Here is a 14,131-nt window from a genome sequence, read left to right as displayed (position 1 = left end):
ACAGGAAAACGACTTTTTGGCGCAAAAGAGGAAACTCTTTGCATTCAATCGGTTGCATCACTAAGTCCGACAGCCTGCTAGGCGCTGCTGCGGTATCCCGGCTAGCTGCGGCGAGCGTCGCCGGGTCCTCAGCGGCCGCGGCGGGCGTGAGCATCAGGGCGGACAGCAGGCACAGGGCGCGGGCAATCCTCAGTCTCATTTCAGCTGCGCCTCTATCCCATCCCAGTGCCTGTCCGTCACCATCACGAAACGACAACGCCCGTTGGAGAGGTTCGCCCACAAGCCGCCGATCAAACGGTCATCCGCCGCGGCCTTCCAGCGATCGGCGCCCTTGTATTCGACAGCCAGAATCGAGCCTGGCTGCCCCTGGGACTTCGGCAGTTGGCACACAAAGTCCGGATAGAAGCGCCCGTCAGCCTTCTGGAGAAAGAAGGAACTGCCCTCTCTCCGCACCAGGTTGCGAACCCAGAACTGGATATGGCCCTTTTGCGCCGCGATGTCCAGCCAGCAGGCGCACTCGAATTCCTCCTTGCTGTCGAAATCGCCAATGCGCCCGTAGAAGTGCCGGCGGAACTCAAAGCGCCCGAAGCGACCGTCGTAATCGCGACTCGGCGCATAGGCCTGGGCATGGAATTCAAAGGCATACTCGTCGACCACCGTCACACGCGACGCCGCATCATCCCCAAAGAGGGTTAGCTGAAAGGCCTTGCCGACTGCCTGCTTGCGCAGCTCCCGGATACGTGCCTCAAGACGGTTACGGATCATGAACTTTTGCAGATTGGCGCGCGCCAGTGTGCCATCATCGCGCTCCAGCAACTGCCCCAACCACGCGGCCACAAAGGCCTGCTTACTGGCGTGCGTCAGGGATGGTTCCGGCAGATTGGTACATAACCAGGTCGCCAAGCGTATCGCGTCCCAATGTTCAGGCTGATAGACCAGCCCCAGGTCGCGTTGCATTTCCTTTATGAAGCTAGACACGACCTTGCCACTGGCGTCGACATCGATTTGACCGCCTTCGGAGACCTTTAGGCCCGCATCCAAGGTGGCGATGTCCTCGCGCGTTGGTGCTGCATCGTACTGTCCCAAATCCCAGGGGTACTCCAACACCTCCGGATCATCGAATAATCTCAGCTCCCCCTGGACCCACAACGCCAGTTGCGGTACCCGCAAGCGCTCGCCGCGTTCAGCCGGTGTCTGGAACACCTCGATCGCCGTCGTGCGGCTGACTTGCGCCGCCGCCTCGATCGCCGCCGCTGCCGTCTGCGTCACGACCGCGGCCTTGAGCACCTCGGTTTCTTCCACCGTCAAGGGCGCGTTGATCGTCAATGTGTTGAGTTTGCCGTCCCATACCACCTTGTCGCGCACGGGCTTGGGCACACTCTTGAGGTTCGGCTTCTCCAACAGGGTGACGGGCACCGGATGGACGACCACGCGTCCCCCGTGCCCAGCCAAATCAAGCTGCCCCTGCCCATCCTTGGCCGCCCTGACGAACGCAGAGACCTCGCGTCGCTCGAATCCGGCACCGGCTACCAGACGATCACGCAATGCGCCGGCGGTGTCGGCAAAACTCGGCGACACGACGAAGGCATAGGACTGATTGAGCGCGCGCGCCACCCGATGACTGGCATCGGGTTGCCGTAATATACGTCCGAGCAACTGCTCCACCGCCGTCGCCGAATGCAGTGCGGCCATGCTCACCAGGATATAGGCAAAGGGACAGTCCCAGCCCTCGGCTAGGGCGCGCTGGGTGATGACGAACTTGACCGGGCAGTGTGGGTCGGCAATGCCCAGCTTATAGTCGGCATCGATCTGCTCGAGCCCCTTTTCCTCCCCGGTGGCCACCATAATCTCGTAGGCGGGGATACCGTGGTTGCCGATCAGCTCATCTCGTACCCGCTCAAAATCCAGCGTCTCGACCCCGGAACGGCGCGGCTCGGACTGAATCAGCACGATCGGCCGCAGATAGGGCGCACCAGTGCGCCGCTCCTCTTCCGCCAGTTTATGCAATGCCTCCCGCCGGCCGATGGCGTCGGCCAGGCATTGTTGCCAGTTGGGCTCGGTCTCCAGCACCACCGGCAACTTGATCATTTCCTCCGCCTTCAACTCGGCGGCGCAAACGCTATGCAACACATTGCTCGGGGTGCGCTCAAGGTCCGGCGTGGCGGTCAGTTCCAGCACCCCGCTGGGGCGGAAACGGGCCAGCATATTAAAGGCCAGTTCGGTGCGGCTGTTGTGCGCCTCATCGACGACGACGAACGGTCGACGCAGCCGCAGCATGTTGGCCAGCGAATAGGGGATGGTCCGGTCGGCGCCCTCCCCATCGGTCAGGAGTTCATCGCGCTGGGAGGGTGACAGATTATCGAAATGATGCATCAGCGTACCGCTGGACTGATACACCTTGCGGCATTCCTCCTCCTCCACCTGAAAGGCCTGCCGGGTCGCCACGATGATCGTGGTCGTGGTGTCCAGCGTTGCGCGGGTCAGGCTCCTGGCCTCATCCAGGTCCATCACGGTGATGGCGCCGGCCTCGCGCAAGGCGGTGTGATACGGGTGCCGCCGGTCCCTGAGACATTTGAGCGTCTGCTCGCGAATCGGCCGGCTGGGCACCAGCCAGAGGATGACACTGTGCTCACAGCGCAGCAGATGGGTGTTGACCAACGCGACGCTCTTGGCCGCCAGCCAGGTCTTGCCGCCGCCGGTGGGCACCCGCAGACAGAGATAGGGCATATCCGGCGGGAAGCCCGGCAGGGCATTATAGGCCAGGCCGCGCCCCCACAGGCGCTCGGTGACGGCCGTGAAGGCCAGCGAGGGCGACGGCAACTCATGACACGCCTTGAAATAGGCCTCGAGCGATTCGAGCACCTGCGACTGATAGGTCTTGGGGGCGAAGGTCGTCATGCTCACACGTCCAATGCGTAAGGGGTTTGCTTGAAGGTGATGCCCTCGCGCGCGGTGCGTGAGCCCAGCCGGTTGGCGGCGGCGTAGATCACCTTGGGGCCGGTGAATTTCGGCAGCGCATCAAAGACCGGACCGGTCAGCACATTGCCGCCGGCCGGCGCTGTGTCCTTCAGGATGCCGTTATAGAGCAGATAGATCGCAATGCCTTCATTGACGCCAATCAAGGGACCGTCGGCCGTCCCGGCATAACCGCTACCGGTCTCGGCGAACCAGACGAATTCTGCAAGCTGCGCGAATGTCACATCAGCGCGGATCTGGCCGGTGGCATCGAACAGTGGTTCGGCGGAAAGGCGGCAGAACTGGAAGCCCCCACCGAGGCCCTCGACGGCACTGCCCTTGGCGTTGGTGTAGCCCTGGGCGACACGCTTGACGCGCTCGGCGGTGACGCTACGGGCGATCTCTTGCTCCATCTCGACAAGGATGAACCGCCGATCACCGCCATCTTCCCCATTCTGCTTAATGACTGCATGAGCGCTAGTCCCGGAGCCCGCGAAGCTGTCGAGAATCATCGAATTCTGATTGGTGGCGATTTGTAGGATGCGCTGGATCAGGCGGGTAGGTTTGGGTGTCGCAAAATGTACGTCAACATTTAAGTTGTTCAGCTCTAGCTTGCCTTCCTGGTTATTCCCAGTTTCGTCGGCGGTCCAGAAACTTCTAGGAACGACCCGTTTTGCCTCCGTGAGAAATTTTTTGAGGCGTGGCTTTTCGGAAAGCCCATCGGCACCCCAATAAATCATGTTCTCCGCAACGTGTCGGTCATGGGTGGTCCTTTCGTAGGCCCAAACGCGCGTTCTACTTGGCCAGATTGGCTTACCAGTATGCGGCTGGCGAATTTCATAGTAAAGATTTGGACGTTCGTCCGCCGTCTTTGCACAGGTGTACGCTGAGGAGTTCCACGGCCCGCGGAGGTCATTATCCGGGTTTCGATAGTTACCGACTTGCTTATCGGTCATTACCAAACGATTTGGACGCCAGGATTCGATCCTCTTGGCGAAAACGATGATTGAATCCAAGTCGGTGCTGAAATATTTGGCATCATTGGCGGGAGACACCCGCTTATGCCACGCAATGGTCGCTACGAAGTTGTTGGAGCCAAATATCTCATCCATCAATAGTCGCAGCGTTGCAACCTCGTTATCGTCGATGGAAACGAAGATGGCGCCATCCTCCTGCAAGAACTCTTTCAGCAACACCAGCCGCGGATACATCATGCACAGCCAGCGGTCATGGCGATCCAGTGTCTCGCCTTCCTTGCCGACCACGTCGCCGAGCCAGCGGCGGATCTCCGGGCTGCTGACATTGTCGTTGTAGACCCAGCCCTCGTTGCCGGTGTTGTAGGGCGGGTCGATATAGATGCACTTCACCTGCCCGGCATAGCGCGGCAGCAGGGCCTTGAGTGCGTGCAGATTGTCTCCCTGCACGATCAGGTTGCCGCTGTCGGCGGGTCCGCAGGACAGTTCAGGCACCGGCTCCAGCAGCCGAAACGGCACTTCCCGGTGATGTCTGACGACGGCTTCTTTGCCGATCCAATTCAACGTAGGCATTCAGGTACTCTACAATAAAAAAATGCAGCTATCCCAGTGCAATTTCATCTGCGATGCTTAGCGCTTGCCGATAGACCGCATCACTCAACCAAAAGCCGGCCTGAGAGCGCAAGGCATCCAGGCTCGGACCGACAGCCGATAGCAACCCGCGCTCCTTTGCAAGCAATAGCACACCGACGACCCCATGGTCCGCAGACCCATCCGCTGCGCACGATGCCGTCCCTCGCGCTCGTCCATCAAGACCAGCGTGGCGCCGATCTCCAGACCCAGGGCGATAGTCGCCGATTCTCCGGCATCAAGGTCCTGGCTTAGCGCCAAGACCAGAGAGCGGTTCTGAACGTTGTGGCACTCCACCCAGGAGGCGGCAGCAACTTGAGCCCGGCCCGGCCAGTGATGCCCTCCCGCTGCAAGTTCCAGCTGCACAGCCTCGGCGATATGCACCCGGCCGAGCAGCCGCTCCAGCAACCCCATCGCTCCAATCGCGGCCAGATTGGTCAATGGCGACGTATTGCCGACGACCCCATTCATGACCCGGCCTGACGCAGGTCGTCCAAGATGGCTAAGTCTTCGGCGAGGTCCGATTCATCGTAATGCGGGGAGATGCGCCGGGTGCCCAGTAATTGGCGGAAGTCCCATAGCGACATTCCAGCGAGTTCCCGCGCCTTGCCGATGGACAGTCGCCGCTGGGTATAGAGCGCAAGGGCAAGCTCTTGCTTAATCTCCGGGACCGACAAGCGCGCAGATTCCAGGACATCCGTCGGGATTTCGATTTGGGCCACGGCCATTGGCTGCTCATTAGTTATGCGGGGGGGGTGTCGATCATCGCTCCGGCCAGCGGCGACCTCAGAAATCTCTCACGAAGACACAAAGGCACAAAGGTCTTCTTCTCCGTGTCTCCGTGTCTCCGTGTCTCCGTGAGAGAACAAGTATTAACGCGCCCCCCGCAGCCGCGGATCGAAGGCGTCGCGGACCACGTCGGCGAACAGGTTGGCGGCCAGGACCAGGGTGAACATGAAGAGGAAGGCGGCGGCCAGTGACCACCACACCACCGGGTCACGGGCCAATTCCAGGCGGGCGCTGTTGATCATGTTACCCCAACTGTTCATGGTCGGGTCGACGCCGATGTTGACATAGGACAGCACCGCCTCGGCCAGCACCAGACCGCTGAAGTCCAGCACCAGGGTGATCATGACGATGTGCAGCACATTGGGGAGGATGTGCCGCCCCAGGATGGCGAAATGGCCGACACCCAGGGCCACACTGGCCTGGACATAGTCTGCCTCCCGCAGCTTCAGCGCCTCCCCACGCAGGAGCCGGCAGAGCCCGGTCCAACTGGTCACACCGAGAATCAGGCACAGGAACAGCAGCCGCAGGTCGGCCCGCTGCACCAGGCTCTCGAAGGCCTCGGCATGATTCGCCATATAGACCTGGAGCATCAAGATGGCGGCGGCGATCAGCAACACCCCGGGGATCGCATTCAGTGTGGTGTAGAGATATTGGATGATGTCGTCCACCCAGCCCCGGAAATAGCCCGCCATGATTCCCAGCAGGACCGCCGCCGGCAGCATGACCAGGGTAGTGAGTGTGCCGATGACCAGCCCGGTACGGATGGATTTGAGCGCCTGGAAGAAAACGTCCTCGCCGACCTTGTCGGTGCCCAAAATGTGATACTTGAGCGCCAGTGTACCCGCAACGAAACCGAGTACCAGCATCGCCGCCAAGGTTCCGAGGACGGTGCGCCAGGGCACCTCGGTGCGAGCGGCGCGGGCCTGCGCGAACATGACCGACAGGGTCAACCCCCGTCGCCGCGCCTTGCGCCAGAGGATCGCCGCCACGATCGACCCCCAGACCGCCAAGCCTCCGATCAGCCCCCGCAACGCGGTGGCAACGATGTCCCACCCCCGTTGGCTCGGGTCCTTCAGGTGTTGTCCGCCGTATCGCAGTGGCGGGTAGTCCCGGATCACGCTGCCGTCCGGTTGGGTAATGGCCTCCTTGACGAACAGGTGAGTGGCGAAGGGCGCCGAGTAGGTCTTCTCCTGGCGTTGCCGCAAGGGGGTGGCCCAGGCGTCGAGTAGGCTCAAGACCTCTGGGCCGAATTGGCGCCCGGCGGGCTGACTGACTTGGTCGGCGAGCGGGAGGCGAAAATGGATGGTATCCAGGACCCCGATCAGGCAATAGCAGGCCAAGACCACCAGGGTACACATGCCGACCCGTGAGCGGGCGACCCGCCGCCAGGGGGCGCGCAGGTGTTCATGGCGGGAGGCATAGAGCGCGAAGCCGAGGCCAATGGCCAGCAGCAGGAAGACCAGTGCGTCGGTCCAGAGGATGACTGGCATGACGGGCATTATTGCAACCGCACCCGTGGATCGACCAAGGTATAGGAGATATCGGTCAGGATCAGTCCCAGGATATAGAGCACCGCACCCAGGAAGACCATGGCCCGCACGATGGCGAAGTCCTGATTGCTGATGGCGTCGATGGTATAGCTGCCCAGCCCCGGGATGCCGAAGAAGGATTCGGTGATCAGGCTGCCCATGAAGAGCAGCGGCAGCACCACCACCACCCCGGTGAGTATCGGAATCAGGGCATTACCCAGTATATGACGGAACAGCACCCGCCGCTCGGTGAGGCCCTTGGCGCGGGCGGTGCGCACATAGTCCTTGGAGACCTCCTCCAGGAAGAGCGTGCGATACCAGCGCGCCCCGGAGCCCACCCCGCCGATGAACCCGACGATGACCGGCAGGATGAGGAACTTCCACGCGTTCCAGCCGGTGTCGTAGCCGGAGATGGGCACCAGATGGAACAACTTACTCAGCAGGAACTGGCCGCCGATGATATAGAAGAGCCCGGAGATCGACATCATCGCCACCAGCAGCACCACCGCCCCCAGGTCCAGATAGGTGGCGCGAAAGAAAACGATAAAGAGGGCCAGGCTGACGTTCAGCGCCAGCCCCACCAGCAGCACCGGGACCGCAATCGCCAGGCTCGGCCACATGCGCTGCGAGATGTCATAGCCGATGGCGCGCCCGTTGTCCGACGAACCGAAATCGAAGGCGAAGAGCTTGACCGAACGCTGAAAGAAGATGGTTTGAGTGACCTTGGCGAGGCCCGGCGCCGCCTCGTTGAAGAGCAGGGGTTGGTCATAACCGTGCTCGCGCTTCCAATTGGCGATGGCCGCCGCTGTCACCCGCTTCTCGCCCAGTTGCATCCGCGCCATCTCATCGGGCGTGTTGAGGACGAAAAACAGGACAAAGGTCAGTAGGTTCACCCCGATCAGGATCGGGATGGCATAGAGCAAGCGGCGCAGGATATAGGCGGTCATAGTGCGGTACTGCGTTCGCGCCGCCGCACCATCCAGAGGGCCGGCAGCACCAGGACGAGGCCGAGCCCCAGGAGCCCCCAGAGCGGCCAGAGGATGGGCGGATTCCACTCGCGGCGTAGACGATCCCGCAGCACCGGATCGACCCGTCGGTATTTCAGCGTGTTATTGGCCATCTTGTTGGGGTTGGCATTGAATAGCCACTGGTGATGTAGACTGAATCCCTTGGGATAAAAGCCCCAGAGCCAGGGGGCGTCGCGGCGGGCGATTGCCATCATCTGGTCCACCACCGCCTGGCGTGCGGGGCCATCCTCCATATATTTCATCCGATCGAAGAGCGCGTTGAATTCGGGGTTGTCGTAGTTGGATGCATTCTCGCCCTGGTGCTCCGCCTTGCTGTTTGGCCCGTAGAGCAGAAAGAGGAAGTTCTCCGGGTCCGGATAGTCCGCGTTCCAGCCCCACATATAGACCTGGCCGGTCCCGTTCTGCATCTTTTCCTGGAAGCGGTTGTAGTCGGTGGAGCGGATGACGAGCTCGATGCCCAGCTTATCGAACTGCTTGCGCATCCAGGCGAGCCGCGACTTGTCATCTGGCCCGGTGGCCACCGCCTCATAATTGATACTGAGTGCGCGGCCGGTCTTGGCATCGCGCCCGCCGGGGTATCCGGCCTGCGCCATCAGGGCGCGTGCCTCCTCAATCCCGCGGCGTACCGGGCGGCCGTCTTGCCATTGATAGACATAGGGGTTGATCCCGCCCTCACCCTCGCGATAACCGCTGATCCCGGGCGGCAACGGCCCCTGGGCGATCAGTCCGCGGCCGTTGGCGAAGATGGAGACGAATTCCTCATAGTCCACCGCAATCGAGATCGCGCGGCGCAGCAGCCGTGCCTGCTCCGTATAGCCGCCCACCACTGGGTCCAGCATATTGAAACCCAGGTAAGAGATCGAGGTCTCCACCGAGGTCAGCAGCGCGATACCCCTGGACTTCATCTCATCGGTGAGGCTGGGGCCGCCGTCGCCGCCGATGCGCACCGCCTGATCGAAGGCGTCGGAGGAGATGCCGGACGAGTCGTAATAGCCCTGGACGAACTTGTTCCAGCGCGGGATATCCTCCTTTTCCAGGCTGTAGATGGCCCGGTCGACGAAGGGCATGGGCCGGCCGGCGTCCTTGAGCAACCCGGCCGCGGCGTCCCCCGGCATCCCCTGGGTGGGGAAGGTCTCGCCCCAGAAGTTGGGGTTGCGTGACAGCACCATCCGCAGGTTGGGGTTGTTCTCGGTCAGCATGAAGGGGCCGGTGCCGACCGGATACCAGTCGAGCACGATGTTGCGCTCCTGCATGCCGGGCTGGGCGTAGAACAATTCCGCCTCCCAGGGCATGGGGGCAAAGAATGGCATGGCGAGCCAGTAGACAAACTGTGGGTATTTGCCGATGACACGGATGCGCAAGGTCAACGGATCGACCACCTCCACCCCGTCAAGGCGCGCCTCGCGCAGGGCCTGGACGCGCGCGACCGGGTCCAGCGTGTCCGCCGCCGCGAGCCGCTCGCCCAGTTCCCTGAAACCCAGGATATGCTCCTGCATCACCCCGGCAATCGGCGAGTGCAGCCAGGGCGCGGCCAGACGCTTGATCTGGTGTGCAAAGTCAGCCGCGGTGAGCTCGCGGGTGCCGGTGTCGGGGAAATCGGCCAGGCGGTTGATGCCGCGCAGGTCTGACGCGGTCAGTCGGTGGTAGCGCGGCGCGCCCGAGCCGTCGCGGGCGAAGGCCGGGTGTGGCTGGAAGCGCACCCCCGGGCGGACGTGGATCAGGTAGTCGCTGTAGGCGATCTGCTCGGCCGGGGCCGTATCCGGCAGGGCCTGGCCCTGGGCGTCGATAAAGTGTGCGACCGGCACCTGCGTGGCGGACAGGGGGGCCAGTTGGTAGGGCCGCAGCAACAACTGGTACTGGAGCGGGGGCTCGTAGACCTGGGCGAGAAAGGCATACTCGTCGGCGGAGTAGGAGCGCACCGGGTCCAAGTGCTTGGGGCGCTCGCTGAAGGAGGCATAGAGTGTGTTGGTCAACCCCTCGCCCGCGGGGTAGGGGTCATTCCAGGGGGCCTTGCCGCAGCCGGCGAGCGGCAACGCCAAGGACAGTGCGAGCAGTGCCGCGCCCACGCGCATCCGCGCCGAGCGGCCGCCAAGCGCCCGTGGCCCACCTGCCGCGGGGCAGGCTGGCACCGGCCGACAAGTTTCGGTAGTGTTATGGGTTCCCATAGGGTGCCATGATCGCACGGGACACGGCGCCGCCGAAAGCCGCACCGCGCCCCACCAGCACACACCCTGCGCCCGACACTCACCGACCACCACCACGGAGCAACGACGACCCATGGGCTTCCTACAAGACAAGCGCATCCTGATCACCGGCGTGGCCAGCAACCGCTCCATCGCCTGGGGCTGTGCCACCGCCATGCACCGGGAGGGCGCCCAGATCGCGCTGACCTACCAGAACGACAAGCTCAAGCCGCGGGTGGAGGAGTTTGCCTCCCAGTTGGGCTCCGATATCGCCCTGCCCTTGGACGTCGGCAGCGACCGGCAGATTGCCCACTGCTTTGCCGCCCTGGAGGAACGCTGGGATGGGCTGGACGCCATCGTCCACGCCATCGCCTATGCCCCCAAGTACGAACTGGAAGGGGACTATGTGGACGCCCTGACCCGCGAGGGCTTCAACACGGCCCACGAGATCTCCTCCTACAGCTTCTCTGCCCTGGCCAAGGCCAGCCGGCATTTGATGGAGGGCCGCAACGGCTCGCTGCTCACCATGAGCTTCCTCGGCGCCCAGCGGGCCGTACCCAACTACAACGTGATGGGGCTCGCCAAGGCCAGCCTGGAGGCCAATGTCCGCTATCTGGCGGCCTCACTCGGCCCGCACGGCACCCGCGTCAACGCCATTTCCGCCGGACCCATCTACACCCTGGCCGCGGCCGGCATCTCCCACTTTCGCGCCATGCTCAATCAGGTGGAGAAACACACCCCGCTGCGGCGCACCGTGACCACCGAAGAGGTGGGTAACGCCGCCGCCTTCCTGTGCTCGGATTTGGCCAGCGGTATCACCGGGGATGTGCTGTACGTCGATACCGGGTTCAACATTCTGGGCCTGGGGTAGGTCGCAAGGGGCGTTGATCCTCTCGTGACACCGCTCCAGCGGTGTCACGCATGTGTTGGGCGCTGTGCGCCCCGAGGCGACCGGAGTTATGCAAAATGTTGTATCCCGTCTACATCCATCTGGGCGACGCACAACACGCGCATGGGGTGACGATCCCTGATTTCCCCGGATGCTTTTCGGCGGCAGATGATTGGGAGGCACTGCCGGCCCAGCTCCAAGAAGCGATCGAGGTCTATTGCGAAGGTGAGGACCTGGTCATCCCGCCGCCGACTCCGTTGGAGGAAGTGGCGACGCGCTCAGAGTATGAAGGGGGTGTCTGGCTACTGGTGGATATCGACCTTGCAAGACTGAATCCCAAGGCAATCCGGCTCAATATCTCACTACCCGAGTCCTTGGTACGGCGCATCGATGACTACGCAAAGGCACATCACCTGAGCCGATCGGGCTTTCTGGCCCGGGCGGCATCGCAAGCATTGGAGCAGTAGCGAAAAAATGCCTTAACTAGAGTGTATTTTGCTTATCTGGCGCTCCTAAACACTCGTGCCTGGCTACCTTGCTTCATTTTTGAAATTGCGGCGTTTACAGAATATGCATAATCAAACATTTAGCTCTGGTAAAAATTTTCACTTAAATGCGTGCGTCGGTGAAAATTCCGGCCTTTCAGATAATCGTTACGGATATTCGCGTGGATTCTCCGACGCCGTACGCGTATTGCTTTCGGCGGCAATCAATGGCAACTATCGTGATTTAGTGACCGGAGAAGAATCGGCCACTATGATTGATGGATTAATCTATCCAATTTGTTTTTGCGCTAGACACCACATTGAGCTTTTTCTAAAGGGGCAGATTTTAGTTGTATCCGGTATACGAGGACAAACCGAACACATATCAAGCGAACATAGCCTTAAAATACTTTGGGATATATTTTACGATCATTGTAAAAAGACAGATCGACGTCTAACAAAACTAGCAACCCCAATAATTGATTTCATTACGGACTTCGACCAATTGGATCCTAATGGCCAAGTATTTCGCTTTGCATACGACAAAGAAGGAAATGAACATCTAAAAAGTCAACACACAATTAACATTGAAAACTTTAGAGTTCGCTTTAACGCTCTATCAGACTTAGTTGAAGAGTTCGAAATTCAGAGCGAACTTATTAGCCTTGAGTATAATTGCAACACCTTTAGCAAAGAACTTTCGAGAACTGAAATTGAGGAATTAGCGAACCTACTTCCCGCACGCTCAGAATGGAATTCGGATGCCTTTATCAATGCAAAAAAGAGCTTTATGGAAAAATACAGCTTATCTAACAGAGCGTTTAGTCGCGCGATTGCGATTATCCAGAAGAGTCGAGAGTTTTCTATCAAAATTGGCATCGAGATTCCGATTTCAGAAATAACGTCCGACGTTTTTTGTCGCCTTAAGCGCATAGCATCAAAAGCAGAATCTTCAGATATTCTGTCTCGCGAAGAGTGGAGCGCCTTATATGCCGTGTGCGAGATTGGCCATTCATTTAGATATTCAGATGGTTACGATCAAATATACGAGCGAGCATTGTCTGAAATGTCAGAAAGCTGCATCTCCCCCTCCGACGTTTTGCGCAACACAACCGCTCGGAATGATCGGTTCCGCATCGGCTTAAACAAACTGGGCCAAATTTCTTTACTAGAGAGCTTTAATGCCATTTTCCCTAAACAGAATTGATTCGCAAAGATTGAGCGCCGTAGGTTGGGGTGAGGAACGAACCCCAACCTACCGATCTCGACCGAACTTTTAATCCCCGCCAGGAGCATCAGCGATGAGCGTAGCCGAACAAGTGTTACTCGAGAAGATCAGGCAACTACCACCGCAACGACTGGCGGAGGCGGAGGATTTCGCCGATTTCTTACGCACGCGCGAGGACGATCGGCGCCTCACGCAAGCTGCCGCCAGGGCGGGCGAAGCAAGTTTTGCGGCGGTATGGGACAATGACGAAGACGCTGCTTACGATCGGGTATGACGGTGGCATACACCTTCGGCGACGTCGTATTGATGGCGGTTCCGTTCACCCTAAGCCCGGGAATTGCTCACGCCAAGGCGCCAAGCTCGCCAAGAAATACAGCCGGGAGTTCCACTATCCAGATCACCCTCCGCGTGACTGGCGCAAAGCGAATAACGCCTTGGCGAGCTTGGCGCCTTGGCGTGACAACTGCTCTTTCTGGGTTCACCGATCAGTCGGGCGCCAAGAAGGTGAATCTGGCTTGAATGGGGCAGTCTGCTCGACTCAGCGAGGCGCCCTATTTTGACCTACGTCCCTTGCTCGCCCTTCCCGGCAAGCAAGGCGCCCCCTTGCATCAACTCCCGCCGCGATTCAGCCAGGCTGAAATCTTACCGATCCATTCATAGCCCACCGGATCATCCGGACACTGTGAAATGCCGCATTCCAATAAGGTCGAGACCAGGTTGGCGGCAATCAGCAAGGTGAACACCACCAGCACCATGCCGGCCAACCAGCCGTGCCGGCGCCGGGCGGCAGCACCGTCCGTACTGTTGGGGAGACTGAGCAGCACGGCCACGCCAACGATAATCCCGACGAAGGTGATGAAGGCCCAGGTGTAATAATGCAGGCCTAAGAGCGGACTACCGAAGCCCGGATCGCCGGGTGCAATATGCAGCAGGACCTGTCGCATGGCCACGGCCGCCCCGACCAGTGCCGCCATGATCGCCAGGCCATAATGCAAGGGTCTGACGCCAAAGCGTACATTGAGCAGGAAGCCCAATCCGGCAGCCCCCAGCGCCGCGCGCTGCAGTAGGCACAGGGGGCACGGCAGTTCACCAAACACCAATTGATCGACAAAGGCCGCCACTAATGCCGTCGAGATCAGGACCAATGCAAGCACATTCAGCCGAACAACCCATACCGATGCAGGCATAATAACTCCGGGAATCATTGAACCGATCAATACGCGGACCTACAGACTGATCGGCAGTTGATCGGTCATGTGATGAACCAACAACCCGCCGATCACCACAATCGTCACGAAGCCGGCAATGACCCCAGTGGCACGCGCACCACTCAGGATCGACACCGCAGCAATCAGACACAGCAGGAAGGTAATGTACATGGGGATTCCTTACGCTTGAGGATGACCTGAGTGGATTCCCGCCGGGATCCGCCGCGCCGCCT

General features: G+C 60.4%; 13 protein-coding genes. 4 read left to right on the top strand and 9 right to left on the bottom strand.

Features of this window, described 5'->3' with window-relative positions:
• Positions 1-195: 195 nt before the first annotated feature.
• From QZX93_RS23960 to QZX93_RS23930, 7 genes are all read right to left on the bottom strand, one after another.
• Entirely contained in the window at positions 196-2,898 is a 2,703-nt protein-coding gene (locus QZX93_RS23960) for a DEAD/DEAH box helicase family protein (protein WP_295391744.1), read from the bottom strand.
• Positions 2,899-2,900: 2 nt separating this feature from the next.
• The gene (locus tag QZX93_RS23955; protein WP_295391746.1) at positions 2,901-4,502 is read right to left on the bottom strand and encodes a site-specific DNA-methyltransferase; all 1,602 of its coding nucleotides are present in this window, start codon (positions 4,500-4,502) and stop codon (positions 2,901-2,903) included.
• A 28-nt stretch (positions 4,503-4,530) separates the two neighbouring features.
• A complete protein-coding gene (locus QZX93_RS27515; protein ID WP_366761111.1) occupies positions 4,531-4,674 on the bottom strand; it encodes a DUF3368 domain-containing protein in 144 nt (47 codons plus the stop codon).
• 352 nt (positions 4,675-5,026) lie between these two features.
• Positions 5,027-5,287: a UPF0175 family protein gene (locus QZX93_RS23945; RefSeq protein WP_295391748.1), complete on the bottom strand. Its 261-nt coding sequence runs from the start codon at positions 5,285-5,287 to the stop codon at positions 5,027-5,029.
• 144 nt (positions 5,288-5,431) lie between these two features.
• Positions 5,432-6,847: an ABC transporter permease gene (locus QZX93_RS23940; protein WP_295391750.1), complete on the bottom strand. Its 1,416-nt coding sequence runs from the start codon at positions 6,845-6,847 to the stop codon at positions 5,432-5,434.
• Positions 6,847-7,824 (bottom strand): ABC transporter permease, encoded by a 978-nt coding sequence (locus QZX93_RS23935; RefSeq protein ID WP_295391752.1) that lies wholly within the window; start codon positions 7,822-7,824, stop codon positions 6,847-6,849. The genes QZX93_RS23940 and QZX93_RS23935 overlap by 1 nt, the downstream gene beginning before the upstream one ends.
• On the bottom strand, positions 7,821-9,977 hold the full coding sequence (locus QZX93_RS23930; protein ID WP_295391792.1) for an ABC transporter substrate-binding protein: 2,157 nt from the start codon (positions 9,975-9,977) through the stop codon (positions 7,821-7,823). Before QZX93_RS23930 ends, QZX93_RS23935 begins: the two co-directional genes overlap by 4 nt.
• 205 nt (positions 9,978-10,182) lie before the next feature.
• Between QZX93_RS23930 and QZX93_RS23925 the strand changes: the two genes are divergently transcribed.
• The 4 genes from QZX93_RS23925 to QZX93_RS23910 all read left to right on the top strand — a co-directional run bounded on the left by QZX93_RS23925 (position 10,183) and on the right by QZX93_RS23910 (position 12,964).
• Complete coding sequence (locus tag QZX93_RS23925) at positions 10,183-10,959, top strand: enoyl-ACP reductase (RefSeq protein WP_295391753.1); 777 nt, start codon at positions 10,183-10,185, stop codon at positions 10,957-10,959.
• Between the two features lie 95 nt (positions 10,960-11,054).
• Entirely contained in the window at positions 11,055-11,444 is a 390-nt protein-coding gene (locus QZX93_RS23920; protein WP_295391755.1) for a type II toxin-antitoxin system HicB family antitoxin, read from the top strand.
• A 103-nt stretch (positions 11,445-11,547) separates the two neighbouring features.
• The gene (locus QZX93_RS23915) at positions 11,548-12,669 is read left to right on the top strand and encodes a hypothetical protein (RefSeq protein ID WP_295391757.1); all 1,122 of its coding nucleotides are present in this window, start codon (positions 11,548-11,550) and stop codon (positions 12,667-12,669) included.
• A gap of 94 nt (positions 12,670-12,763) precedes the next feature.
• Positions 12,764-12,964, top strand: a complete 201-nt coding sequence (locus QZX93_RS23910; protein WP_295391758.1) for a hypothetical protein — start codon at positions 12,764-12,766, stop codon at positions 12,962-12,964.
• 334 nt (positions 12,965-13,298) lie between these two features.
• Here the strand turns inward: QZX93_RS23910 and QZX93_RS23905 are convergent, their stop codons facing one another.
• Both QZX93_RS23905 and QZX93_RS23900 read right to left on the bottom strand, forming a co-directional pair.
• Positions 13,299-13,877, bottom strand: coding sequence for a disulfide bond formation protein B (locus QZX93_RS23905; protein WP_295391761.1), 579 nt, complete (start codon positions 13,875-13,877; stop codon positions 13,299-13,301).
• A gap of 39 nt (positions 13,878-13,916) precedes the next feature.
• Positions 13,917-14,069: a DUF5993 family protein gene (locus QZX93_RS23900; RefSeq protein ID WP_295391763.1), complete on the bottom strand. Its 153-nt coding sequence runs from the start codon at positions 14,067-14,069 to the stop codon at positions 13,917-13,919.
• Positions 14,070-14,131 lie beyond the last annotated feature (62 nt).

Source organism: uncultured Thiodictyon sp., from assembly GCF_903946935.1.
GTDB lineage: Bacteria > Pseudomonadota > Gammaproteobacteria > Chromatiales > Chromatiaceae > Thiodictyon.
This window is presented reverse-complemented; position numbering and strand designations above follow the sequence as displayed.